This window comes from Burkholderia sp. AW49-1 (genome assembly GCF_053427845.1).
Window position 1 is genome coordinate 25,666 of record NZ_JBSAXF010000011.1, and the last position, 23,394, is coordinate 49,059.

Below are 23,394 nucleotides of genomic sequence, written 5' to 3' on the forward strand. Positions count from 1 at the left end.
TAGAATGGGCCGAAAGTTTGACAAGCAGTCGTCAGGAGACATTCGTGAATCACCCTGCCCCGCCGGCCGCCGCGCGCCGCCCGCTGCCCCTCGCCATGCTCGATGCGCTGCGCGCCGCCTTCGGCGAGCGCGTGTCGACCGCCGACGCCGTCCGCGCCCATCACGGCCGTGACGAATCGCCGTTCGATCCGCAACTGCCCGACGCCGTCGTATTCGCCCACAACGCCGATGAAGTTCGCGAAGTCGTGTCGCTGTGCGCGCTCTACGGCGTGCCGCTGATCCCGTACGGCGCCGGCTCGTCGCTCGAAGGCCACCTGCTCGCCGTGCGCGGCGGCGTCTCGCTCGACCTGTCGGAAATGAACCGCGTGCTGTCGATCAACGCGGAAGACCTGACCGTCACGGTCGAGCCGGGCATCACGCGCAAGGCGCTCAACGAAGCGCTGCGCGACACCGGCCTGTTCTTCCCGATCGATCCGGGCGCCGACGCCAGCATCGGCGGCATGACCGCGACCCGCGCATCGGGCACCAACGCGGTGCGCTATGGAACCATGCGCGAGAACGTGCTCGGCCTGACCGCCGTGCTCGCCGACGGCCGTGTCGTGAAAACGGGCTCGCGCGCGCGCAAGTCGTCGGCCGGCTACGACCTCACGCGCCTGTTCGTCGGCTCCGAAGGCACGCTCGGCGTGATCACCGAGATCACGCTGCGCCTGCATCCGCTGCCCGAAGCCGTGTCGGCCGCGATCTGCACGTTCCCGTCGATGGGCGACGCGGTGCGCACCGTGATCGAGACGATCCAGATCGGCGTGCCGATCGCGCGCGTCGAGTTCGTCGACTCGCTCGCCGTGCGCTCGATCAACCGCCACTCGAACCTGACGCTTGCCGAAGCGCCGACGCTGTTCTTCGAATTCCACGGCACGGAAGCCGGCGTGAAGGAACAGGCCGAGCTCGTGCAGACGCTCGCGGGCCAGAACAACGGCCAGGGCTTCGAATGGGCGACCCGCCCCGAGGATCGCACGCGGCTCTGGGCCGCGCGCCACAACGCATATTTCGCGATGCTGCAGCTGAAACCCGGCTGCCGCGCGGTGACGACCGACGTGTGCGTGCCGATCTCGCAACTCGCCGCGTGCGTCGAGGAAACCGAAGTCGACCTGCGCGCGTCGTCGCTGCCCTGCCCGATCGTCGGCCACGTCGGCGACGGCAATTTCCACGTCGCGATCCTGATCGATCCCGACAAGCCCGAGGAAATCGACGAAGCCGAACGCATCAACGACCGGATCGTCGAACGCGCGCTGCGCCTCGGCGGCACCTGCACCGGCGAGCATGGCGTCGGCCTGCACAAGATGCGCTTCCTGCCGAAAGAACACGGCGACAACGCGATCGACGCGATGCGCGCGATCAAGCTCGCGCTCGATCCGCGCAACCTGATGAATCCCGGCAAGATCTTCACGTGCTGACACGGCGGCGCGCCGCCGCGCCGCCCGCAGGAGACCCGATGAACGCTTCCGTCGAACTGTCGAGCGCGACCCGCGCGCAGCGCCAGCGCGAAGTCGTGCAGGCGCTGATGGCCGTGCTGCCGACGCATTGCCTGCTGTTCCGCGACGAAGACACCGCGCCGTACGAATGCGACGGCCTGTCGGCGTACCGCCGGCTGCCGCTCGCGGTCGCGCTGCCCGAAACCGAATCGCAGGTGCAGCGGATCGTGCAGATCTGCCGCCGCATGGAAGTGCCGATCGTGCCGCGCGGCGCGGGCACGAGCCTGTCCGGCGGCGCGCTGCCGATCGCGAACGGCGTCGTGCTGTCGCTCGCGCGCTTCACGCGCATCGTCGAGGTCGATCCGTACGCGCGCACGGCCACCGTGCAGCCCGGCGTGCGAAACCTCGCGATTTCGGAAGCCGCCGCGCCGTACGGGCTGTACTACGCGCCCGATCCTTCGTCGCAGATCGCCTGCACGATCGGCGGCAACGTGGCGGAGAATTCCGGCGGCGTCCACTGCCTGAAATACGGGCTGACGGTGCACAACGTGATGCGCGTGCGCGCGGTCACGATCGACGGCGAGATCGTCGAATTCGGCTCGCTGGGCCTCGACACGCCGGGCCTCGACCTGCTCGCGGTGATGATCGGCAGCGAAGGGATGTTCGCGATCGTCACCGAGATCACGGTGAAGCTGATCCCGAAACCGCAGACCGCGCAGCTCGTGATGGCGAGCTTCGACGATGTCGTGAAGGGCGGCGAGGCGGTTGCCGCGATCATCGCGTCGGGCATCATCCCGGCCGGGCTGGAGATGATGGACAAGCCGGCCACCCAGGCCGTCGAGGCGTTCACGCACGCGGGCTACGACCTCGACGCGAAGGCGATCCTGCTGTGCGAATCGGACGGCACGCCCGAGGAAGTCGCGGAGGAAATCGTCCGCATGACGGCCGTGCTGCGCGAGCATGGCGCGACGCGGATCCAGGTATCGCGCAACGAAAGCGAGCGGCTACGCTTCTGGTCCGGCCGCAAGAACGCGTTTCCGGCCGCCGGGCGCATTTCCGCCGACTATTACTGCATGGACGGCACCGTGCCGCGCCGCGCGATCGGCCCCTTGCTCGCGCGCATCGAGCAACTCGAGACGCGCTACGGGCTGCGCTGCATCAACGTGTTCCACGCCGGCGACGGCAACATGCATCCGCTGATCCTCTACAACGCGAACAATCCGGACGAGCTGCATCGCGCCGAACAGTTCGGTGCGGAAATCCTCGAATGCTGCGTGGAATTCGGCGGCAGCGTGACGGGCGAGCACGGCGTCGGCATCGAAAAGCTCAATTCGATGTGCGTACAGTTCTCGCCGCAGGAGCGCGATGCGTTCTTCGCGGTCAAGCGCGCGTTCGATCCGGCCGGGCTGCTCAATCCCGACAAGGGCATCCCGACCCGCGCGCGTTGCGCCGAGTACGGCCGCCAGCACGTGCGCGGGGGGCTGCTGCCGCACCCCGACCTGCCGCGCTTCTGAGCGCCGCGCAGTCGCGCGGCCCGTGCCGGCCGCGCGCGTGGCGGCTGCATGCCCTCGTCATACGGGGCTTAGGGATAGTCGCGATGTGGATTCGCGCCACCCCGGTACAATCGACCGGACAACAACGAGGCAGCAACAGAACATGGAAGAGGACGACATCGTCGCCGGATGGGCCGAGCGCATCCGTGCCGCCAGTGCCGACGGCCGGCCGCTGCGGATTCGCGGCGGCGGCACCAAGGACTGGTACGGCCAGGCGCTGGACGGCGAAATACTCGACACGCGCTCGTTTCAGGGCATCGTGTCGTACGACCCGGCCGAGCTCGTCGTCACGGTCCGCGCGGGCACGCCGCTCGCGCAGCTTGAAACCGCCCTCGCCGAGTGCGGCCAGATGCTGCCGTTCGAGCCGCCGCATTTCGGCCGCGCGGCCACCGTCGGCGGCTGCATCGCGGCGGGCCTCGCGGGCCCGCGCCGCGCGACCTGCGGCGCGCCGCGCGATTTCGTGCTCGGCGTCACGCTGATGAACGGGCGCGGCGAAGTGCTGCGCTTCGGCGGGCAGGTCGTGAAGAACGTCGCCGGCTACGACGTGTCGCGGCTGATGGCCGGCTCGCTCGGCACGCTCGGGCTGATGCTCGACCTGTCGATCAAGGTGCTGCCGGTGCCGGTCGCCGAAGTCACGCTGAAGTTCGAGATGACCGCGACCGACGCGGTGCGCAAGCTCAACGAATGGGGCGGCCATCCGCTGCCGGTCAGCGCGAGCGCGTGGCGCAACGGCACGCTGGTGCTGCGGCTGTCGGGCGCCGAGGCCGCCGTGAAATCGGCGAAGACGCTGCTCGGCGGCGAAGTCGTCGACGCGGTCGAGGCCGAGCGCTTCTGGGCCGGCCTGCGCGAGCACACCGATCCGTTCTTCAACGGCATTCCGCCCGGCTATGCGCTGTGGCGCCTCGCGCTGCCGTCGATCACCGAACCGATGCACCTGCCCGGCACCCAGCTGATGGAATGGGGCGGTGCGCAGCGCTGGTGGATCACCGACGCCGACGCGCAGACGGTGCGCATGAGCGCGAAGCAGGCCGGCGGCCATGCGACGCTGTTCCGCGCGGGCGAATCCTACGACCGCAGCGCGGGCGTGTTCACGCCGCTGCCCGCGCCGCTGATGAAGATTCACCGCGGGCTGAAGACGGCGTTCGATCCGGCGCGCATCTTCAACCGCGGCCGGCTCTACCCCGATCTCTGAGGGCTCGATGCAAACGAACCTCGCCGATTTCATCCGCAATACGCCCGACGGCGACGAGGCCGACGCGATCCTGCGCAAGTGCGTGCATTGCGGCTTCTGCACCGCGACGTGCCCGACCTACCAGCTGCTCGGCGACGAACTCGACGGCCCGCGCGGCCGCATCTACCTGATCAAGCAGATGGTCGAAGGCGCGCCCGTCACGCGCAGCACGCAGCAGCACCTCGACCGCTGCCTCACCTGCCGCAGCTGCGAGACGACCTGCCCGTCGGGTGTCCAGTACGGCCGGCTCGTCGAGATCGGCCGCAAGCACGTGGAGGCGCAAGTGCAGCGCCCCGTGCAGCAGCGGCTCGTGCGCCGCGTGCTCGCGAGCCTCGTGCCGAACGAGGCGCTGTTCTCGCCGATCATGCGGCTCGGCCAGCACGTGCGGCCGCTCTTGCCGAAACGGCTGCGCGACAAGGTGCCGCCGCGCACGCGGCTGCTCGAATGGCCGCAGCGCACGCATCCGCGCAAGATGCTGATGCTCGCCGGCTGCGTGCAGCCGTCGATGCTGCCGAACATCAACATCGCGACTGCGCGCGTGCTCGATGCGCTCGGCGTCGAGACGATCGTTGCGCCCAACGCGGGCTGCTGCGGCGCGATCCGCCTGCACCTGAACTATCACGACGAAGCGCTCGACGACGCGCGCCGCAACATCGACGCATGGTGGCCATACGTCGAGCAAGGCGTCGAGGCGATCGTGATGAACGCATCGGGCTGCGGCGCGACGGTGCTCGAATATGCGCACCTGCTGCGCGACGATCCGGTGTATGCGGAGAAAGCGCAGCGCATCGTCGCGCTGACGCGCGACATCTCCGACGTGCTGCTCGCGTTCGAGGCCGAGCTCTCGACGCTCGCGCGGCGCCGCGCGATCCATACCGTCGCGTATCACCCGCCGTGCACGCTGCAGCACGGCCAGCAGTCGCGCGGCAAGGTCGAGCGCCTGCTCGAGACGCTCGGCATCGACGTGCGGCTGCCGGCCGACAGCCATCTGTGCTGCGGGTCGGCCGGCACCTATTCGCTGACGCAGCCGTCGCTGTCGTACCGGCTGCGCAAGCAGAAGCTGCTGAAGCTGCAGGCACTCGAGCCGCAGATGATCGTGTCCGGCAACGTCGGCTGCATCGCGCACCTGCAAAGCGGCACGCAGATTCCGGTCACGCACTGGATTCAGCTCGTCGAGCATCTGCTGTACGGCTAGCGCGGCACCTGCGGCGGCGTCCGTATAATGGGCGAATCGAAGCGGCGCGTGCCGTGCCGCATTCGTCACCGTACTCGCCGCCGTAATCGCTTCCCCGTGCCTGCTTCCGTGCCCGTCATGTCCGACTTCGCCGCCCGTCTCGATTCCGTTCACCGCCGCATCGCCGACGCCGCCCGCGCGGCCGGCCGCGATCCCGCCACCGTCTCGCTGCTCGCCGTGTCGAAGACGTTTCCCGCCGACGACGTGCGCGCCGCGCATGCGGCCGGACAACGCGCGTTCGGCGAGAACTACGTGCAGGAATCGATCGACAAGATCGACGCGCTCGCCGATCTACGCGCGGACCTCGAATGGCATTTCATCGGGCCGCTGCAGTCGAACAAGACGCGCCCGGTCGCCGAACGGTTCGACTGGGTCCATTCGGTCGACCGGCTGAAGATCGCGCAGCGCCTCGCCGAACAGCGCCCCGCGCACCTGCCGCCGCTCAACGTGTGCGTGCAGGTGAACATCAGCGGCGAGGCGTCGAAGAGCGGCGTCGCGCCGGCCGACGTGGCCGAAGTCGCGCGCGCGGTCGCAGCGCTGCCGGCGCTGCGGCTACGCGGCCTGATGGCGATTCCCGAACCGGCCGGCGATACCGACGCGCAACGCGTGCCGCATCGCGCACTGCGCGCGCTGTTCGACGCCTTGCGCGCCGAGGGCCTGCCGCTCGACACGTTGTCGATGGGCATGTCCGCCGATCTCGAAGCCGCGGTGCTCGAAGGCGCGACGATCGTGCGCGTCGGCACCGCCATCTTCGGCGCGCGCGACTATTCGCACTGAGCGCTGCCCTTTTCCGCCTTTCCGTTCACTCACCTGCTCAATCGGACATCATGAAAATCGCATTCATCGGCGGCGGCAACATGGCCGCGGCCCTCATCGGCGGCCTGATCAAGCGCGGCGTCGCCGCTGACGGCCTGTATGCCATCGACGTCAACGAGGACGCCCGCGCGCGCACGGCGCAGCAGTTCGGCATCCGCACCGGCGCTGCCATCGACGCGACGCTCGCGGACTACGACGCGATCGTGCTCGCGGTGAAACCGCAGGTGCTGAAGGACGTCGGGCAAGCGCTCGCGCCGCATTTGAAATCGCAGCTCGTGATCAGCATTGCGGCGGGCATCCGCGGCACCGACCTCGCCCGCTGGCTCGGCGACTACGCGTGCGTCGTGCGCACGATGCCGAACACGCCCGCGCTGGTCGGCATGGGCGTGACGGGTCTCGCCGCGCTGCCGGGCGTCGACGCGGCCGGTCGCGAGCTCGCGTCCAACGTGCTCGGCGCGGTCGGCGAGATCGTGTGGTTCGACGACGAAGCGCAGCTCGATGCCGTCACGGCGATCTCGGGCAGCGGCCCGGCCTACGTGTTCTATTTCATCGAAGCGCTGCAGGAAGCCGCGCGCCGCCTCGGCATGAACGACGAACAGGGCCGCGCGCTCGCGGTCGCGACGTTCACGGGCGCCGCGCAACTCGCCGCGCAATCGGGCGAGCCGGCAAGCGTGCTGCGCGAGCGCGTGACGTCGAAGGGCGGCACGACGGCCGCCGCGCTCGCGTCGTTCGACGCGCAGGGCGTGAAGGAAGCGATCGTGCGCGGCGCGCTCGCAGCCGAGGCACGCGCGAAGGAGATGGGCGACGAGCTCGGCCGCGCGTAAGCGCAGCGACTTCACCGGGCTGACGGCACCGGCAACAAAAAAGCGGCCTCGGCCGCTTTTTTGCTGGCATCGCGCATCGGCGCGCAGTCGCGTCAGTTGCCGGCCGCACCCGCCAGCAGGTAATGCGCGGCGATTCCCGCGAACAGCACGCCACCGAGCCAGTTGTTGTGCCGGAACGCCGCGAAGCACGGCATCCGCTCGCGCCCCTTGATCAGCGTGTAGTGATACAGCGCGCAGCCGACCGCCGCCGCCCAGCCGGCCCAGTACGCGAGGCCGAAGCCGAGCGTCACGCCGATCCATACGTAGATGCCGAGCGTCACCGCATAGCATGCCATCACGGCCGCGACGTCGAAGCGGCCGAACGTCAGCGCGGACGTGCGAATCCCGATCTTGATGTCGTCGTCGCGGTCGACCATCGCGTATTCGGTGTCGTACGCGACCGACCAGAAGATGTTCGCGATCAGCATCACCCACGCGAGCATCGGCACCGTGTCCTGCACGGCCGCGAACGCCATCGGGATGCCGAAGCCGAACGCGATGCCGAGATATGCCTGCGGAATCGCGAAAAATCGCTTCATGAACGGATACGAACCGGCGACGAACAATGCGACGACCGACAACTCCTTCGTCAGCGTATTGAGCGGCAGGATGAGCAGGAACGCGATGAACGACAGCACCACCGCGATCGCGACGGCTTCCCATGCGCGGATCTTGCCCGACGTCAGCGGCCGGTCGGCCGTGCGCTTCACGTGACGATCGAAATCACGGTCGGCATAGTCGTTCATCGCGCAGCCGGCCGAGCGCATCAGCAGCGTGCCGAGCGCGAAGATCACGAGCAGCGGCCAGCGCGGATGGCCGTCCGATGCGATCCACAGTGCGTTGAGCGTCGGCCAGAGCAGCAGCAGGCTGCCGATCGGCTTGTCCATCCGGACGAGCCGCAGATACAGGGGAAAGCGGGCAAGCATGGCGAAGCACCGGGAAGATAATCCCGGCATTTTAGAGCCGAGGCGCGGTTCGCGTCATGTCGGGATGGCCCGCGACCGCGTGCCGCGGCACGTGCATCGGCCGCTCGGGCCCGCTGCAAGCGGTCGGGGCGGCCCCGCCCGCCAATCAAGGGGCAGATGTGCTGCGAACTGGCACCGGCGTCCGAGGCAGGATTCGATCGATGCAGGCAGCCCGGGCCCGGTTTGCGGCCGGACTGCCCGCCGATGCCGGCCGCCTGGCGGGCGACCGGCCGCATCGAACTACGCGAGCAGCGACCGCAGCATCCACGCGGTCTTTTCATGCGTCTGCAGGCGTTGCGTCAGCAGGTCGGCGGTCGGCTCGTCGCTCGCCGCATCGGCGATCGGGAAGATTTCGCGCGCTGTGCGCACGACCGTCTCGTGCCCTTCCACGAGCTGACGGATCATCTCTTCGGCTGCCGGCACGCCGTTCGCTTCCGGCACCGACGACAGCTTCGCGAAATCCGCGAAGGTACCCGGCGCGACGACGCCGAGCGTGCGAATGCGCTCGGCGACCGAGTCGACCGCGAGCCACAGTTCGTTGTACTGCTCTTCGAACATCAGGTGCAGCGTGTTGAACATCGGGCCCGTGACGTTCCAGTGGAAGTTGTGGGTCTTCAGGTACAGCGAGAACGTATCGGCAAGCAGGCGCGAGAGGCCGTCCGCGATCTTCCTGCGGTCCTTGTCGCTGATGCCGATGTTGATCTGCGTGGCGTTGCCTTTCCTGGTCATCTTCGGAACTCCTCATTCGAAATGTTGAACCGGAAAAAATGCGTCGAGCAATCCGCATGCCGCGTCGCGTGCGGCGAGCGATTCGCGCGCTCAGCCGCCGGCGCTCGACACGAGCGGCGCGAGCGCGTGCAGCGCCTGCGCGACCAGCTCGGCCGCACCGCCGACGACGATCGCGAAACCGACGATACGCCGCGCCCACTCGGCCGGCGTGAACGCGGTGCGCATGTTCAGCATCATTTGCGTCATGATCGTCACTCCTTCGACACGATCCCGGAAGAAAAAACGGCCGGTCGTGCGACCGGCCGTTTCACGTTACAGCGAAACTGCGTTACCGCATCGCGACACTCACGCGAGATCGAAGCGGTCGAGGTTCATCACCTTGTTCCAGGCCGCGACGAAATCCCGCACGAACTTCTCGTTCGCGTCCGCGCTGCCGTACACCTCGGCCAGCGCACGCAACTGCGAGTGCGAACCGAAGATCAGGTCGACACGCGTACCCGTCCACTTGACCTGGCCCGATGCACGATCGCGCCCTTCGAACACGTCGTTCGCGGCCGACACCGGCTTCCACTCCGTGCCCATGTCGAGCAGGTTCACGAAGAAGTCGTTGGTCAGCGAGCCCGGACGATCGGTGAACACGCCGTGCCTTGCGTCACCGACGTTCGCGCCGAGCACCCGCAGGCCGCCGACGAGCACCGTCAACTCCGGCCCGCTCAACGTCAGCAACTGGGCCTTGTCGACCAGCAGCGCCTCGGCCGGCGTCTTGTACGCGCTCTTCAGGTAGTTGCGGAAACCGTCCGCAACCGGCTCGAGCACGGCCATCGCTTCGATATCGGTCTGCTCCTGCGACGCGTCCATCCGGCCCGGTGCGAACGGCACCGTCACCGCGACACCCGCGTTCTTCGCGGCCTGTTCGACGCCGGCCGCACCGGCCAGCACGATCAGGTCGGCGAGCGACACCTTCTTGCCGCCCGTCTGCGCATCGTTGAACGCCTTTTGCACGCCTTCCAGCGTCTCGAGCACCGTCGCAAGCGCGGCCGGCTGGTTCACTTCCCAGTCCTTCTGCGGCGCCAGGCGGATGCGCGCACCGTTCGCGCCGCCGCGCTTGTCCGAACCGCGGAACGTCGAGGCCGACGCCCATGCGGTCGACACGAGCTGCGCGACCGACAGGCCCGATGCCAGCACCTTCGCCTTCAGCGCCGCGACGTCGGCCTCATCGATCAGCTCGTGATCGACAGCCGGGATCGGGTCCTGCCACAGCAGTTGCTCGGCCGGCACTTCCGGGCCGAGATAGCGGGCGCGCGGGCCCATGTCGCGGTGCGTGAGCTTGAACCAGGCGCGCGCGAATGCGTCGGCGAACTCGGCCGGGTTCTCGTAGAAGCGGCGCGAGATCTTCTCGTAGGCCGGGTCGAAACGCAGCGACAGGTCGGTCGTCAGCATCGTCGGGCGATGCTTCTTCGCCGGATCGAACGCATCCGGAATCACCGCGTCGGCGCCCTTCGCGACCCACTGATGCGCGCCGGCCGGGCTCTTCGTCAGTTCCCATTCGTAGCTGAACAGGTGCTTGAAGAAGTCGTTGCTCCACTTCGTCGGGGTCGACGTCCACGTGACTTCGAGGCCGCTCGTGATCGCGTCGCGGCCCTTGCCCGATGCGTACGTGCTCTTCCAGCCGAGCCCCTGCTGCTCGATGCCGGCCGCTTCCGGTTCCGGGCCGACGTTCGATGCGGGGCCCGCGCCGTGCGTCTTGCCGAACGTGTGGCCGCCGGCGATCAGCGCGACCGTCTCTTCGTCGTTCATCGCCATCCGCGCGAACGTCTCGCGGATATCGCGTGCCGCCGCGAGCGGGTCGGGGTTGCCGTCCGGGCCTTCCGGGTTCACGTAGATGAGACCCATCTGCACGGCCGCGAGCGGATTCTCGAGGTCACGGTCGCCCGAGTAACGGCTGTTCGGGCCGCCGCTCAGTTCCAGCCAGATCTTTTCCGAACCCCAGTAGACGTCGTCCGGTTCCCACGTGTCGACGCGGCCGCCGGCGAAGCCGAAAGTCTTGAAGCCCATCGACTCGAGCGCGACGTTGCCGGTCAGGATCAGCAGGTCGGCCCACGAGATGTTGCGGCCGTATTTCTGCTTGATCGGCCACAGCAGCCGGCGCGCCTTGTCCAGGTTGCCGTTGTCCGGCCAACTGTTCAGCGGGGCGAAGCGCTGTTGCCCGCCGCCCGCGCCGCCACGGCCGTCGGCGGTCCGGTACGTGCCGGCGCTGTGCCAGGCCATCCGGATGAACAGGCCGCCGTAGTGGCCGAAGTCGGCCGGCCACCAGTCCTGCGACGTCGTCATCAGCGCCTGCAGGTCGCGCTTCACCGCCGCGAGGTCGAGCTTCTTGAACGCTTCCGCGTAGTCGAAATCCTTGTCCATCGGATCGGACAGCGCCGAGTGCCGATGCAGGATGTTGAGATTGAGCTGGTTCGGCCACCAGTCCTTGTTCGACGTGCCGCCGGCCGCCGTATGGTTGAACGGACATTTCGATTCGGTCGACATGCTTTTTTCTCCTTTACTTGCTCGTAAGCCCCCACTTGCCGGGCGCGGTTCGTGGAGCATTGCGGGGGGATGAAACGGAACAGGCGGGCCCTGTCGTGCTACGGGGTGTCAGGCGGCGTGGCCTTCGATGCGGGCTGCGGGACTTCGGACATGCAATGCTCCCTCATGGCTGAACGGCAGTGAGTCGGGGAACACGGAACCGGCATGCCGTGGCACTCATCCGCCATACACACGGTCCGCAAGATACGCGAACGCAATCGGGCGCAGGCTCCGGGCCGCGGCCCTCGCGCGATTTACGACCTCGTCGCGCGACGGGATGTTCCGCTGCGCGTGCTGCAATACCGACCGCATCATGACATCCTCCTTTGACACCTGCATTCAGCGTGCAAATCGGACCGCCGATCGAGTGCGATCCATGGAAAGGATTCTATGTATTTCTATTGATGATTAGAATTTGATAAATTTAATCTATGCAATAGGCAAAAATAAACGGGGTCACTAGACCCCGTCCACTTGCCTGCTTCAGATGCACCGCACCCCGCTCAATTCATCGTCGCCGGCATGTCGAGCTTCGCGACACCCGGCAGTTCGCACGCGGCGATTGCCTCGCTGATCGCGTCGATCGCCGGCATCCGCGTGAAGCTCTTGCGCCACACCAGCACGACGCGACGATCCGGCACCGGTTCGTTGAACGGCACGTACGACAGCAACTCGGCGTCGGGACCGTTCGCGCGCGGGCCGATCTCGGCGACCGACATCCGCGGCAGCACCGTGATGCCGACACCGCTCGCGACCATATGGCGAATCGTTTCGAGCGACGAGCCTTCGAAAGTCTTCTGGATACCGTCGGCCGTCTGCGAAAAGCGCATCAGCTCCGGGCACACGCCGAGCACGTGGTCGCGGAAGCAGTGACCGTTGCCGAGCAGCAGCATGGTTTCCTGCTTCAGGTCCTCGGCGTCGATCTCGTCGCGCTTCTCCCACGGATGGCCGGCCGGCAGCGCGACGACGAACGGCTCGTCGTACAGCGGCCGCACCATCAGGCCGGTTTCGGGGAACGGCAGCGCCATGATGGCGGCGTCGATTTCGCCCTGCTTCAGCAGTTCGAGCAGCTTCAGCGTGTAATTCTCCTGCAGCATCAGCGGCATCTGCGGCACGCGCTGGATCATCTGCTTGACGAGCGTCGGCAGCAGGTACGGCCCGATCGTGTAGATCACGCCGAGCCGGAACGGGCCGACGAGCGGGTCCTTGCCCTGCTTCGCGATCTCCTTGATCGCGAAGGTCTGCTCGAGCACGCGCTGCGCCTGCGTGACGATCTGGTCGCCGATCGGGGTCACGCTCACTTCGCTCGCGCCGCGCTCGAAAATCTGCACGTTGAGCTCGTCTTCCAGCTTCTTGATCGCCACCGACAGCGTCGGCTGGCTCACGAAGCATGCTTCGGCCGCGCGACCGAAATGCCGCTCGCGCGCGACCGCGACGATGTACTTCAATTCAGTCAGGGTCATTGTGGGTCAATCAGGGATATACAGGCGATAGGTTTAATTTATACACCCGTTGGCACCGATTCGCCAAGTTTCTCTGCATCGCGATACGCCGAATCGCCGCCGAATGGCGGTTTTAAATCCGTCCCCGAATGCGCGATTCAGGCCTTCAAATACTGCTCCCGCGCGCCGAGCCAGCGTGCGAGATGCTGCGTGACCACGTCGGGATACGCGGCGATCAGCCGCGCCGCCGCGTCCCGGGCCGGGTCGATCAGCCAGCCGTCGGTCTCGAGGTTCGCGAAGCGCAGCATCGCGGCGCCGGACTGGCGCGCGCCGAGAAATTCGCCGGGGCCGCGGATTTCGAGATCGCGCCGGGCGATCTCGAAGCCGTCGGTCGTCTCGCGCATCGTCTTCAGCCGCTCGCGGCCGGTCAGCGACAGCGGGCCCGTGTACAGCAGCACGCAGACCGACGCCGCGGTGCCGCGCCCGACGCGGCCGCGCAACTGATGCAACTGCGCGAGGCCGAAGCGCTCCGCGTGCTCGATCACCATCAGCGACGCGTTCGGCACGTCGACGCCGACCTCGATCACGGTCGTCGCGACGAGCAACTGCACGTCGTTGCGCGTGAAGGCTTCCATCACGGCCGCCTTGTCGGCCGGCGACAGCCGCCCGTGCACGAGCCCGACCTTCAGCTCGGGCAATGCCTCGGCCAGCGTCTCGTAAGTCTCGACGGCCGTCTGCAACTGCAGCGTCTCGCTCTCCTCGATCAGCGGACACACCCAGTACACCTGGCGGCCGGTCAGCGCAGCCTCGCGCACGCGGGCAATCACCTCTTCGCGCCGCGCATCGCCGACGAGGCGCGTCAACACCGGCGTGCGGCCCGGCGGCAGCTCGTCGATGGTCGACACCTCGAGATCCGCGTAATACGTCATCGCGAGCGTGCGCGGAATCGGCGTGGCCGACATCATCAGCTGGTGCGGCTGGAAATCGCGCGCGCCGTTGGCTGCGTTCGCGGCCTTCGCGCGTAGCGCCAGACGCTGCTCGACGCCGAAGCGGTGCTGCTCGTCGACGATCACGAGGCCGAGCCGCGCGAATTCGACCGTGTCCTGGATGATCGCGTGCGTACCGATCACGAGCTGCGCGGTGCCGAGCGCCGCGGCTTCGATCGCCGCGCGCTTTTCCTTCGCCTTCAGGCTGCCCGCGAGCCATGCGACCGATACGCCGAGGGGTTCGAGCCACGCGCGCAGCTTGCGCGCGTGCTGCTCCGCGAGGATTTCGGTCGGCGCCATCAGTGCGGCCTGGTAGCCGGCGTCGATCGCCTGCGTGGCCGCCAGCGCCGCGACGACCGTCTTGCCGCTGCCGACGTCGCCCTGCAGCAGCCGCTGCATCGGATGCGCGAGCGTGAGGTCGTGCGCGATCTCGTCGACGACGCGCGACTGTGCGCCCGTCAGCGTGAACGGCAGCGCCGCGTAGAGACGCGTCGTCAGCGCGTCGGCATCGGCCGCGGTGCGGCGCGGCATCGCGGGCGCCGCGCGCGTGCGGCGCTCCTCGTGCGCACGCTTGAGTGACAGCTGCTGCGCGAGCAGCTCCTCGAACTTGATGCGTGTCCACGCCGGATGCGAGCCGTCCATCAGCGCGGCTTCATCGGAATCGACGCCCGGGTGGTGCAGGATCCGCACGGCCTGCGCGAGCGTCGGCACGCCGAGCGGCTTCAGGTAGTCGCGTTCGATCTCGGGCGGCAGCAGCTCGGGCAGCGGCGTGCGCTCGACCGCGTTCTCGATCGCCTTGCGCAGATACGCCTGCGACACGCCGGCCGTGCTCGGATAGACGGGCGTGAGCACCTGCGGCAGCGGCGCGTCGGCTTCGACGACGCGCACGGCCGGATGCACCATCTCCATTCCGAAGAAGCCGCCGCGTACATCTCCGCGCACGCGCAGCCGCTGGCCGACGGCCATCTGCTTGACCTGCGAGCCGTAGAAATTGAGGAAGCGCAGCACGAGCTGCTCGCCGTCGTCGTCCTGGATCTTCACGACGAGCTGGCGCCGCGGCCGATAGGCGACTTCGTTGTCGAACACCACGCCCTCGGTCTGCGCGATGCCGCCCGGCAGCAGTTCGCCGATCGGCGTGAGGGTGGTTTCGTCCTCGTAGCGCATCGGCAGATGCAGCACGAGATCGATCGAGCGCGTGAGGCCGAGCTTCGCGAGCTTGTCGGCGGTCTTCACGGGTTTGTCGGCGGCCGGCTTCTTCTTGCGCTTCGCGCCGGACGTGCCGGCTGCCCCCGCTTCGTCGCCGTCCGCGCCCGGTTCGGCGTCGGGCGCGGCGGCGGCCGGCTGCGCGAGCCGCCCGTCGGCGCCGCGCTTCGGGCCCGCGCGGCGCGGCGCGGCACCGCCCGGCTCCGCGCTTTGCGCGGGTAACGCGGCATCGTCCGCGTCGAACGGATCGGCGGAATCGGCAACGGCGGCGGAGGAACGGCGTGGTGACACAGGCATCGGATCGTCTGGGTGCTTCGCAAGGCAAGTACAATAGCGGCTTTCACGTCGTCCGAACGAACGACGCCGGCCAGGCCGCGCATCCCGCCATCATAGCGGCTCGCGCGCCCCATTCACGCGTTTCCGCCCTGTCGGCGGCGCCCGCCGGCCGTTTCGAACCAGCCCGCATGTTCACGCTTTCCGATTTCGATTTCAATCTGCCCCCCGAGCTGATTGCGCAAACCGCACTGCCCGACCGCACCGCGAGCCGCCTGCTCGAGGTCGATGGCACCGTCGAGCCCGCGCGCCTCGTCGACCGCCGCTTCGCCGAGCTGCTGTCGTGCATCGTGCCCGGCGACCTGCTCGTGTTCAACGATACCAAGGTGCTGAAGGCGCGTTTCTTCGGCCAGAAGGCCAGCGGCGGCAAGATCGAGGTGCTGATCGAACGCGTGACCGGCACGCACACCGCGCTCGCGCAGATTCGCGCGAGCAAGTCGCCGGGCGCCGGCACGACGCTGCGTCTCGCCGACGCGTTCGACGTGACGGTCGGCGAGCGCGTCGAGCCGTTCTTCACGCTGCATTTCCCGGAGCCGTGCCTCACGCTGATCGAACAGCACGGCCGCCTGCCGCTGCCGCCGTACATCGAGCACGACGCCGACGCGAACGACGAGACGCGCTACCAGACCGTCTATGCGAGCAACCCGGGCGCGGTCGCGGCGCCCACGGCCGGGCTCCATTTCGACCAGCCGCTGCTCGAGAAGCTCGACGCGATGGGCGTCGAGCGCGCGACGCTGACGCTGCACGTGGGCGCCGGCACGTTCCAGCCGGTGCGCGTCGAGAACATCGCCGAGCACCGGATGCACAGCGAGTGGTACGACCTGCCGCAATCGCTCGTCGACAAGATCGCCGCGACCCGCGCGCGCGGCAACAACGTGATCGCGGTCGGCACGACGTCGATGCGCGCGCTCGAAGCCGCGGCGCGCAGCGCCGACGAAGCGGGCCGCCCGCTCGCGGCGACGCAGGCCGAGACCGACATCTTCATCACGCCGGGCTACCGTTTTCGCGTCGTCGACCGGCTGGTGACGAACTTCCACCTGCCGAAGTCGACGCTGCTGATGCTGGTGTCGGCGTTCGCGGGCGTCGAGACGATCCGCGCCGCGTACCGGCACGCGATCGACGAACGCTACCGCTTCTTCAGCTACGGCGATGCGATGCTGCTCACGCGGCGCGACACGCCGGAGACGCCGCGCGCGTGAGCGCGGCAGGTGCGAAGACGTACCGGCCCGCGACCGCGCAGCCGCCGTTGCACCGTTGTCCCGCTGCGCGCGCTCCGATGGCGCGCGCCCCGCTTTTCCCAGCCGCCGGCTTGCCGGCGGCGTTTCCAACATGCGCCGGACTTGCGATCCGGAGTCAGCGCTTCAGCGCATACTCCGGTCCCATGCAAGGCTTCTTCGGTGGCAAGGAGAATGACGCGATGACCGAAGGTTCATCCCACGATACGCACGCTCCCGTGCAGGACCGCCCGGCCAACGGGCTCGAATTCGAACTGCTGACGACCGACGGCCATGCGCGCCGCGGCCGCGTGAAGCTCAACCACGGCGTGGTCGAGACGCCGATCTTCATGCCGGTCGGCACGTACGGCACCGTGAAGGCGATCCAGCCGCGCGAGCTGCACGAGATCAACGCGCAGATCATCCTCGGCAACACGTTCCACCTGTGGCTGCGCCCCGGCCTCGAGACGATCGACGCGCACGGCGGCCTGCACGGCTTCATGGGCTGGAACAAGCCGATCCTGACCGACTCGGGCGGCTTCCAGGTGTTCTCGCTCGGCGACCTGCGCAAGATCACCGAGGACGGCGTGACGTTCGCATCGCCGATCAACGGCGACAAGCTGTTCCTGTCGCCGGAAGTGTCGATGCAGATCCAGAAGGTGCTGAACTCCGACATCGTGATGCAGTTCGACGAATGCACGCCGTACGCGACCAACGGCGTGCCGACCACGCACAAGGAAGCGGCCGACTCGATGCGCATGTCGCTGCGCTGGGCGAAACGCTCGCTCGACGAGTTCGACCGGCTCGGCAACCCGAACGCGCTGTTCGGGATCGTCCAGGGCGGGATGTTCGAGGACCTGCGGGACGAGTCGCTGGCGGGCCTGTCGGAGCTCGGCTTCCATGGCCTCGCGATCGGCGGGCTATCGGTCGGCGAGCCGAAGGAAGACATGATGCGCGTGCTGCGGCACGTCGGCCCGAAGCTGCCGGCCAACAAGCCGCACTATCTGATGGGCGTCGGCACGCCGGAGGATCTGGTCGAGGGCGTCGCGAACGGCGTCGACATGTTCGACTGCGTGATGCCGACCCGCAACGCACGCAACGGCTGGCTCTTCACGCGCTTCGGCGACGTGAAGATCCGCAATGCGACGCACAAGAATTCGCTGAAGCCGCTCGACGCGAGCTGCACGTGCTACACGTGCCAGAACTTCTCGCGCGGCTACCTGCACCACCTGCACCGCGTCGGCGAAATCCTCGGCGCGCAGCTCAACACGATCCACAACCTGCACTACTACCTGCAGCTGATGAGCGAGATCCGCGACGCGATCGAGACCCATACGTTCGACGCGTTCCGCCAGCGCTTCGCGGAGGATCGCGCGAGAGGGGTCGACTGACCGGGCGGCGGCCCGCGTGGCTGCACACTGCTGCCCGCACCGCTGCCTGCACCGCGCCACGTCACATAAGACATGTACTAAATATCGCGTCCCGACGGACGGCCGTGGCCGCCGAATATTACAATCACCTTTCCAAACGAGTCGCAACGGTGCCGTTTCGTGCTTTAACAGCTTGATCCGAAAGCGCATTTGCTGCGCCGTTTGCACATGGGGCCGGTGGTAGAATAACCGGCTTATTTTTCGATCTTCCCCTACGGAGAGACCAACGTGCCGTTCATTTCCAATGCCTTCGCGCAAGGTGCCGGTGGCGCCGAATCGAGCCTGATGAGCTTCCTGCCGCTCATCCTGATGTTCGCGGTGCTGTACTTCATCATGATCCGTCCGCAGATGAAGCGCCAGAAGGAACACCGCAACATGCTCGCGGCCATGGCGAAGGGCGACGAAGTCGTCACGAGCGGCGGCCTCGTCGGCAAGGTGACGAAGGTCACCGAAGGCTACATCGGCGTCGAAATCGCCGAAGGCACCGAAATCACCGTGCAGAAGGCTGCCGTCACGACCATTCTGCCGAAGGGCACGATCAAGTCGCTGTAAGGCTTTTACCGAGCGTCCGGCTCCCCGCGTCGTGCCCGCCTGAGAGAGCAGGCCGCCGCGGCGCCGGACGCGACGCTTTCACGCCAACCACCCGTTCGGCCCCCTCATGAATCGTTACCCACTCTGGAAATATGTCGTGATGGTCGTGGCGCTCGCCATCGGCCTTCTGTACACATTGCCCAACTTCTTCGGCGAAGCGCCGGCGGTGCAGGTGTCGAGCGGCAAGGCCACGGTCAAGCTCGACTCGACCACGCTGACCCAGGTCGAATCCGCGCTCGCCTCCGCGCAGATCACGCCGGACGACGTCACCTTCGAGAACACGGCGTCCAACGCGAATATCCGCGTGCGCCTGAAGGACACCGATACGCAGCTGCGCGTCAAGGACCTGCTGCAAAAGTCGCTGAACGCCGATCCGAACGATCCGCAGTACGTCGTCGCACTGAACCTGCAAAGCGCGTCGCCGCGCTGGCTGACCGCGCTGCACGCACTGCCGATGTATCTCGGCCTCGACCTGCGCGGCGGTGTCCACTTCCTGCTCCAGGTCGACATGACGGGCGCGCTCACGAAGAAGCTCGACTCCGACGCGTCCGACGCGCGCACGCTGCTGCGCGACAAGAACATCCGCGACGGCGGCGTGAGCCGCGTCGACCAGTCCGTCGTCGTCAACTTCAGCGACGCGCAGACAGCGGAAGACGCCCGCAAGGTGCTCGCCGCGTCGGTCACCGAACTGCAATGGGCGACCCAGCCCGGCGGCGGCGGCACGCAAGTCGTCGGCACGTTCACGCCGGCCGTGCAGAAAGCCGTCGAGGACGCCGCGCTCAAGCAGAACCTGACCACGCTCCACAACCGCGTGAACGAACTCGGCGTGTCCGAGCCGATCCTGCAACAGCAAGGCAGCGACCGCATCGTCGTCGAACTGCCGGGCGTGCAGGACACCGCGAAGGCGAAGGACATCATCGGCCGCACCGCGACGCTCGAGGCGCGCCTCGCCGATCCGATCAACACGCACCCGAACCCGAACGACCCCGTGCCGCCGGGCGAGGAGCTGTTCACGCAGGGCAACCAGGCGCCCGTGCTGCTGAAGAAGGACGTGATCTTCACCGGCGACCGCATCATCGATGCGTCGGCCGGCTTCGACGAACACCAGCGTCCGTCGGTCAACATCCGCCTCGACTCGGCGGGCGGCCGCTCGGTGCGCGCGGTGTCGCGCGAGAACATCGGCAAGCCGATGGCGATGGTGCTGTTCGAGAAGGGCAAGGGCGAGGTGCTGACGGTCGCGACGATCCAGTCCGAACTCGGCGACCGCTTCCAGATCACGGGCCAGCCGACGCCGCAGGCCGCGGCCGATCTCGCGCTGCTGCTGCGCGCCGGTTCGCTCGCCGCACCGATGGACATCATCGAGGAACGCACGATCGGCCCGAGCCTCGGCGCGGACAACATCAAGATGGGCGTCCACTCGGTGATTTGGGGCTTCTGCGCGATCGCCGTGTTCATGATCGCGTACTACATGCTGTTCGGCGTGATCTCGGTGATCGGCCTGTCGGTGAACCTGCTGCTGCTCGTCGCGGTGCTGTCGCTGATGCAGGCGACGCTGACGCTGCCGGGTATCGCGGCAATCGCGCTCGCGCTCGGCATGGCGATCGACTCGAACGTGCTGATCAACGAGCGCGTGCGTGAAGAACTGCGCGCCGGCCAGCCGCCGCAGACCGCGATCCAGGCCGGCTACGCGCACGCATGGGCGACGATTCTCGACTCGAACGTCACGACGCTGATCGCCGGCCTCGCGCTGCTCGCATTCGGCTCGGGCCCGGTTCGCGCGTTCGCGATCGTGCACTGCCTCGGCATCCTGACGTCGATGTTCTCCGCGGTGTTCTTCTCGCGCGGGATCGTCAACCTCTGGTACGGCGGCCGCAAGAAGCTGAAGTCGCTCGCGATCGGCCAGGTGTGGAAGCCGGAAGGCGCCACGGCCGGCGCCGCGTTCGCCGCGGCCGACGAATCGACCGACACCGCGCGCGCCGCGAAGCTCGCCGCACCCGCGAAGGGCAACGCACCGCGTGCCGGCAAGCCGCAGTTGCGCAACCGCGCGCAGCAAGGCGTGTCGCCGAAGAAACCGGGCTCGACCCAATAAGGCCCCGGAGACGAAGCCATGGAATTTTTCCGCATCCGTAAAGACATTCCGTTCATGCGGCACGCGCTGGTGTTCAACGTGATCTCGCTGGTCACGTTCCTCGCCGCCGTGTTCTTCCTGTTCCACCGCGGACTGCACCTGTCCGTCGAATTCACCGGCGGCACAGTGATCGAGGTGCAGTACCAGCAGGCCGCGCAGCTCGAACCCGTGCGCGACACGCTCGGCAAGCTCGGCTACGCCGACGCGCAGGTGCAGAACTTCGGCACGTCGCGCAACGTGCTGATCCGCCTGCAGCTGAAGGAAGGCCTCACGTCCGCGCAGCAGAGCGACCAGGTGATGACCGCGCTGAAGGCGCAGAGCCCCGACGTGACGCTGCAGCGCGTCGAGTTCGTCGGCCCGCAGGTCGGCCGCGAGCTCGCGACCGACGGTCTCCTCGCGCTCGCGTGCGTGGTGATCGGCATCGTGATCTACCTGTCGATCCGCTTCGAATGGAAGTACGCGGTCGCCGGCATCATCGCGAACCTGCACGACGTCGTGATCATTCTCGGCTTCTTCGCGTTCTTCCAGTGGGAGTTCTCGCTGGCGGTGCTCGCGGCGATCCTCGCGGTGCTCGGCTACTCGGTCAACGAGTCGGTCGTCATCTTCGACCGGATCCGCGAAACGTTCCGCCGCGAACGCAAGATGAGCGTGTCGGAGGTGATCAACCATGCGATCACGACCACGATGTCGCGGACGATCATCACGCACACGTCGACGGAAATGATGGTGTTGTCGATGTTCTTCTTCGGCGGCCCGACGCTGCACTACTTCGCGCTCGCGCTGACGGTCGGCATCATGTTCGGCATCTACTCGTCGGTGTTCGTCGCGGGCTCGCTCGCGATGTGGCTCGGCATCAAGCGCGAAGACCTGATCAAGGAAAAGAAGACGGCGCACGATCCGGACGATCCGAACGCGGGCGCGCAGGTTTAAGCGCCGCGTCGTTTCGGCGGATACCAGAAGGCCGGTCCTGTTGGACCGGCCTTTTTTCATGCGCGAGACGCGTCTGCTTCCTCCGGCGCGGCCACACGGACCGTCGGCTACAATCGCTTCACCATCCCGCCCCGCCACCCGTCGAAGCCGCGGTCCTCATGATGCCTGCCTCGCATGTCGTTCATCGCATCGTCGCCTGGAGCACCGGTGCCGCCGCCGCGGCTGCGTTCGTTGCATGCGCATCGGCGGCCCATGCGCAATCCGCGTCCGCCCCGCACGCCGCCGCTGTTGCTGCGGCGGCGTCACGACCGTCGCCCTGCCCGCCCGACTGGGAACCGCAACTCTGCGAACTGAAGGCCGCGGTCGAAGTGCTGAAGAAGCAGCACCTGACCGACGTCGACATCGGCGCGTTGCTCGACGCCACCGTGCACGACGGAATCAAGACGCTGCCGTACGCGCGCTTCTTCAACGCAAAGGAAGAGCAGGAACGGCGCGACGACGAGCGCCGCGCACGCGACGGCACACCGGGCATCGGCATCGTGTTCGAGACGCGGCCCGATGGGCTGCACATCATCGACGTGATCCCGGACGCGCCCGCCGAACAGGCCGGCGTGCGGCCCGACGATCTCGTCGTCGCGATGAACGACCGGAGCGTCGTCGGCATCGACAGCAGCGAGGTCGTGAAACTCGCGAAGGGCGACGCGGGCGTGCCACTGAAGCTCACGGTCCGGCGCGGTCCGAACCCTGCGACGCTGACCTTCGCGCCGGTCCGCGCGATCGTCCGGCCACACCCGGCGACCGCAAGGCGGCTCGCCGGCGACATCCTGTACACGCGGCTGTCGAGCTTCCCGGAGCCGGCAGTCGGCAACTATATCGACGCGGTGCAGGCCGCGCGCCGCGCGGGGCCGCCGGTGAAAGGCGTGATCCTCGACCTGCGCATCAACGGCGGCGGCGCATTGAATGCGGCGATCGGCATCGCCGCGCTGTTCGCCGGGCGCGACCGCACCGCGATGATGACGCTCGAGCGCGACGGCACGAAGCGCCGCCGCTTCACGACCAACTGGCCCGACTACGAACTGCCGGTCATGCACGGCCAGGATCCGCTCGCGCCGCTGCAGGCAGACGACTGGTGGCGCACCGTGCCGCTCGTCGTGCTCGTCGACGGACAGAGCGCGTCGGCCGCCGAAGCAACCGCGGCTGCACTGAAGGATCTCGGCCGCGCGCGGCTGCTCGGGATGCCGACTTACGGAAAGGGGCTCGCGCAGACCGGCGTCGACCTGATCGACGGCACGCGCATCAATTTCACGTTCGCGCGCAACCTGCGGCCGAACGGCTGCCCGATGGACGGCTACGGCGTCGTGCCGGACTGGCTCGTGCCGCCGCGCCGCGACTCGGACGTCGACGGCGTGCTGCTGTGGTATCGCGAAGTCGATCTCGCCCGCGCGCCGTATGCCGACCGGCTGGCGCCCGATCCGTTCGCGCAGGTACGCAAGGCACGGCAGAAACTGCGCGAAGCGCGCATGCGCGAGAAAATTGATACGTCGAAGAGCGCGGCGCTGCCGCAGAGGGAATTCGGCGCGGATGCCGACTGGCAGCTCCGGCAGGCGCTTGACGCGCTCGCTGGCCGGCCGGTGCGGACCGTCGCCGCGCCCGCGCAACTGATGCCGGCGCAACCGGTATGCGAGCGCGGCAGCGACTGACGC

The 23,394-nt window shown here is 67.7% G+C and carries 18 protein-coding genes; 12 read left to right on the forward strand and 6 right to left on the reverse strand.

Features of this window, described 5'->3' with window-relative positions:
* Positions 1 to 44: 44 nt before the first annotated feature.
* The 6 genes from ACV22W_RS18180 (at position 45) to proC (ending at position 7,130) form a co-directional block, all read left to right on the forward strand.
* Positions 45 to 1,454 carry an FAD-binding oxidoreductase gene (locus tag ACV22W_RS18180; RefSeq protein WP_448020852.1) on the forward strand — a complete coding sequence of 470 codons (1,410 nt, stop codon included), beginning with the start codon at positions 45 to 47 and terminating at the stop codon, positions 1,452 to 1,454.
* A gap of 38 nt (positions 1,455 to 1,492) precedes the next feature.
* The gene (locus ACV22W_RS18185) at positions 1,493 to 2,986 is read left to right on the forward strand and encodes an FAD-linked oxidase C-terminal domain-containing protein (protein ID WP_448020854.1); all 1,494 of its coding nucleotides are present in this window, start codon (positions 1,493 to 1,495) and stop codon (positions 2,984 to 2,986) included.
* Positions 2,987 to 3,128: 142 nt separating this feature from the next.
* On the forward strand, positions 3,129 to 4,217 hold the full coding sequence (gene glcE / locus ACV22W_RS18190) for a glycolate oxidase subunit GlcE (RefSeq protein ID WP_448020856.1): 1,089 nt from the start codon (positions 3,129 to 3,131) through the stop codon (positions 4,215 to 4,217).
* 7 nt (positions 4,218 to 4,224) lie between these two features.
* Positions 4,225 to 5,451 (forward strand): glycolate oxidase subunit GlcF, encoded by a 1,227-nt coding sequence (glcF, locus tag ACV22W_RS18195; RefSeq protein ID WP_448020857.1) that lies wholly within the window; start codon positions 4,225 to 4,227, stop codon positions 5,449 to 5,451.
* A gap of 117 nt (positions 5,452 to 5,568) precedes the next feature.
* Positions 5,569 to 6,267 (forward strand): YggS family pyridoxal phosphate-dependent enzyme, encoded by a 699-nt coding sequence (locus tag ACV22W_RS18200; RefSeq protein ID WP_448020859.1) that lies wholly within the window; start codon positions 5,569 to 5,571, stop codon positions 6,265 to 6,267.
* A 50-nt stretch (positions 6,268 to 6,317) separates the two neighbouring features.
* The gene (gene proC / locus ACV22W_RS18205) at positions 6,318 to 7,130 is read left to right on the forward strand and encodes a pyrroline-5-carboxylate reductase (protein WP_448020861.1); all 813 of its coding nucleotides are present in this window, start codon (positions 6,318 to 6,320) and stop codon (positions 7,128 to 7,130) included.
* 92 nt (positions 7,131 to 7,222) lie between these two features.
* Here the strand turns inward: proC and ubiA are convergent, their stop codons facing one another.
* From ubiA to recG, 6 genes are all read right to left on the reverse strand, one after another.
* Complete coding sequence (ubiA, locus tag ACV22W_RS18210) at positions 7,223 to 8,095, reverse strand: 4-hydroxybenzoate octaprenyltransferase (protein ID WP_059535384.1); 873 nt, start codon at positions 8,093 to 8,095, stop codon at positions 7,223 to 7,225.
* Between the two features lie 279 nt (positions 8,096 to 8,374).
* Positions 8,375 to 8,863, reverse strand: coding sequence for a non-specific DNA-binding protein DpsA (dpsA, locus tag ACV22W_RS18215; protein ID WP_448020863.1), 489 nt, complete (start codon positions 8,861 to 8,863; stop codon positions 8,375 to 8,377).
* A 90-nt stretch (positions 8,864 to 8,953) separates the two neighbouring features.
* Complete coding sequence (locus ACV22W_RS18220) at positions 8,954 to 9,109, reverse strand: hypothetical protein (RefSeq protein WP_448020864.1); 156 nt, start codon at positions 9,107 to 9,109, stop codon at positions 8,954 to 8,956.
* 99 nt (positions 9,110 to 9,208) lie between these two features.
* On the reverse strand, positions 9,209 to 11,395 hold the full coding sequence (gene katG, locus ACV22W_RS18225; protein WP_448020866.1) for a catalase/peroxidase HPI: 2,187 nt from the start codon (positions 11,393 to 11,395) through the stop codon (positions 9,209 to 9,211).
* Positions 11,396 to 11,937: 542 nt separating this feature from the next.
* Positions 11,938 to 12,897 (reverse strand): hydrogen peroxide-inducible genes activator, encoded by a 960-nt coding sequence (locus ACV22W_RS18230; RefSeq protein WP_059465434.1) that lies wholly within the window; start codon positions 12,895 to 12,897, stop codon positions 11,938 to 11,940.
* A 137-nt stretch (positions 12,898 to 13,034) separates the two neighbouring features.
* Complete coding sequence (recG, locus tag ACV22W_RS18235) at positions 13,035 to 15,362, reverse strand: ATP-dependent DNA helicase RecG (RefSeq protein WP_448020868.1); 2,328 nt, start codon at positions 15,360 to 15,362, stop codon at positions 13,035 to 13,037.
* Positions 15,363 to 15,529: 167 nt separating this feature from the next.
* Here recG and queA point away from each other — a divergent pair, with 167 nt between their 5' ends.
* The 6 genes from queA to ACV22W_RS18265 all read left to right on the forward strand — a co-directional run bounded on the left by queA (position 15,530) and on the right by ACV22W_RS18265 (position 23,391).
* Positions 15,530 to 16,597, forward strand: a complete 1,068-nt coding sequence (gene queA / locus ACV22W_RS18240) for a tRNA preQ1(34) S-adenosylmethionine ribosyltransferase-isomerase QueA (protein ID WP_448020869.1) — start codon at positions 15,530 to 15,532, stop codon at positions 16,595 to 16,597.
* 218 nt (positions 16,598 to 16,815) lie between these two features.
* On the forward strand, positions 16,816 to 18,003 hold the full coding sequence (gene tgt / locus ACV22W_RS18245; RefSeq protein ID WP_124624906.1) for a tRNA guanosine(34) transglycosylase Tgt: 1,188 nt from the start codon (positions 16,816 to 16,818) through the stop codon (positions 18,001 to 18,003).
* Positions 18,004 to 18,270: 267 nt separating this feature from the next.
* On the forward strand, positions 18,271 to 18,594 hold the full coding sequence (yajC, locus tag ACV22W_RS18250) for a preprotein translocase subunit YajC (RefSeq protein ID WP_006476868.1): 324 nt from the start codon (positions 18,271 to 18,273) through the stop codon (positions 18,592 to 18,594).
* A gap of 106 nt (positions 18,595 to 18,700) precedes the next feature.
* Positions 18,701 to 20,722 (forward strand): protein translocase subunit SecD, encoded by a 2,022-nt coding sequence (gene secD / locus ACV22W_RS18255; protein WP_448020870.1) that lies wholly within the window; start codon positions 18,701 to 18,703, stop codon positions 20,720 to 20,722.
* Between the two features lie 18 nt (positions 20,723 to 20,740).
* Positions 20,741 to 21,691 carry a protein translocase subunit SecF gene (secF, locus tag ACV22W_RS18260; protein WP_059465429.1) on the forward strand — a complete coding sequence of 317 codons (951 nt, stop codon included), beginning with the start codon at positions 20,741 to 20,743 and terminating at the stop codon, positions 21,689 to 21,691.
* 158 nt (positions 21,692 to 21,849) lie between these two features.
* On the forward strand, positions 21,850 to 23,391 hold the full coding sequence (locus tag ACV22W_RS18265; RefSeq protein WP_448020871.1) for a S41 family peptidase: 1,542 nt from the start codon (positions 21,850 to 21,852) through the stop codon (positions 23,389 to 23,391).
* The last annotated feature ends 3 nt before the right edge of the window (positions 23,392 to 23,394 follow it).